The sequence below is a fragment of the Methanofastidiosum sp. genome, assembly GCA_013178285.1.
Taxonomy (GTDB): Archaea; Methanobacteriota_B; Thermococci; order Methanofastidiosales; family Methanofastidiosaceae; genus Methanofastidiosum.
Window position 1 is genome coordinate 1 of the sequence record JABLXD010000094.1, and the last position, 2,318, is coordinate 2,318.

Annotated in this window: 1 protein-coding gene; it reads right to left on the reverse strand. The window is 35.1% G+C overall.

The genetic code is table 11. From position 1 onward, the window contains the following. Positions 1-74 precede the first annotated feature (74 nt). Entirely contained in the window at positions 75-2,174 is a 2,100-nt protein-coding gene (locus tag HPY60_11880) for a UvrD-helicase domain-containing protein (protein NPV51875.1), read from the reverse strand. Between the last annotated feature and the right edge of the window lie 144 nt (positions 2,175-2,318).

Sequence of the window (2,318 nt, forward strand, 5' to 3'; positions counted from 1 at the left end):
TATTTCTTTTTCTTCAAGTTCAAGTCTGCTAAGCATCGCAATATGTTTTACTTCTTCCTTTGAAATTTTCATCTCTACACCCTCTCTAAGTTTACAATTTTTGGGGCTAATTTTTTAACCCCTATTCCGGGAAAGTTAACAACAACCTTTAAATCCTCTCCTTCACCATAATAGTCCCTGACAACTCCAATCCCCCATGTTGGATGTTTAACCTTACATCCTATCACAAACGGAGGCTTAACCTTCGGTGTCTCAACCTCTTTTTTATGTGGCGTAAATGTAGAGTAATCCTTTCTAATACATGTACAGTATTCAGATGGGATGTCTTTGATAAAGCTAGATGGCTCTTGCTTTTGAACTTTTGAATAAAGCTTTCTCTGTTTTGCACTTGTAATAAACAGGAGATTCTTTGCCCTTGTCATTCCCACATAAAAAAGTCTCCTTTCTTCCTGTAATTCAAGAGGATCTTCAAGAGCCTTAAAGTATGGCAAAATCCCTTCTTCACATCCTGCTATAAAAACTACTGGAAACTCAAGCCCTTTTGCAGCATGAAGAGTTAACAGAGAAACTCCATTTTTCTTCCTTTCCCATGTATCAACGCTTGAAACGAGAGAAACTTTATCAAGAAATTCTTTTACAGAGACTTTTTCAGCCGAACTTAAAAGCTCAAGGACGTTCTGAATCCTGTCTTCTTCAATTTCCTCAAGATATCCTGTAAGATTCAGTATGTCCTTTATCATCGATGCAGCATCTTGATAGTTCTTCTCAGAGAGTTCATCTATAATTATGGTAAAAGACAAAAGCTTTTCTTTTAAATTACTTGCAACAGAATCGTCTTTTATAATCCTCTTTATTGCTTCATATAGTGAAATCATATGTTTTTTAGCTTCATTTTCAATTTTCAGTAGAGCTCCAGCTCCTATCCCTCTTGGTGGAGTATTTATAATTCTTAAAAGGCTAACATTGTCCTCTTTGTTTAAAATAAAACGCATATAGGCAAGTACATCTTTTATCTCCTTGCGATGGTAAAAGCTAACTCCGCTTATCACCTGATAGGGAATTCCTTCTATGCGTAAAGCCTCTTCCAATGCTCTTGCCTGAAGAACTAATCTGTAAAGGATTGCAAAGTCTCTATATTCATACTCACCTTTTAGATAAAGTTCTTTAATTATTTTTGTAATATACTTTGCTTCTTCTTCCTCATTGCATAATTGACAGTAAAAAATTTTCTCTCCCCAATCCTTTTCTGTCCAAAGATTTTTTGGTTTTCTTAATGGATTTTTTGAAATCATAGCAGTAGAAGCCAGAATAATGTGCTTTGTAGAGCGATAATTCTGTTCAAGTTTGACTATCTTTGTCTGTGGAAAATCCCTTTCAAAATTCAAGATATTAAAAACGTTTGCTCCTCTGAATTTGTAAATACTCTGGTCATCATCTCCTACAGCACATATATTTTTGTGATATTTGCAAAGAAGTTGCAACAGTTCATACTGAGATTTATTTGTATCCTGAAATTCATCAACAAGTATATATCTAAATTGCTCAGAGTATCGTTTCAGTAAATCCTCGTTTTCACTAAATAATCTGATTACACAAAGAATCAAATCGTCAAAATCCAGAGCATTGCATATTTGAAGTTCTGTCTGATAACGCATGTATATTCTACCAAGTCTTTCTTCAAATTCATATCCTTCGGTAGTTGAAATATAGTCTTCTGGAGTAATTAAGTTCGACTTTAAGTTACTTATCTTATTTACCACGCATTTACATAGAGCTTCGTGCATGTTTAAATCTTTAAGAATTCTCTTTATCAATCCTGCCTGATCGTCTTCATCGTAGATAACAAAATCTTTTTTGTAACCAATTCTTTCAATATGAGCCCGCAGGATTCTCACACATAAAGAGTGAAAAGTTCCTATCCAGGTATTTTTAAGACTTCCATTGCACATCTTAAAAATTCTTTCCTTCATTTCATCAGCTGCTTTGTTAGTAAATGTTACGGTAAAGATGGAAGAAGGGTGAAATCCCATTGCTTCTTTGAGATATGCATACTTATAAGTGATAACTCTAGTTTTACCACTTCCTGCTCCTGCAAGCACAAGAAGTGGACCTTCACAATAAAGAACTGCTTCTTGTTGGGCCGGATTTAAATCCGACAGAGGGAAATCTTTCATGGCTATAACCCCTCCTTACGCCTTAACCGCCCAAAGGGCGATTCAAAAACCCTAACGGGTGAATAAAATTTTAAATTCAAAGTTCAATTTATTCAACAGTAACACTTATTGCAAGATTTCTTGGTTGATCCACGTCGCATCCTC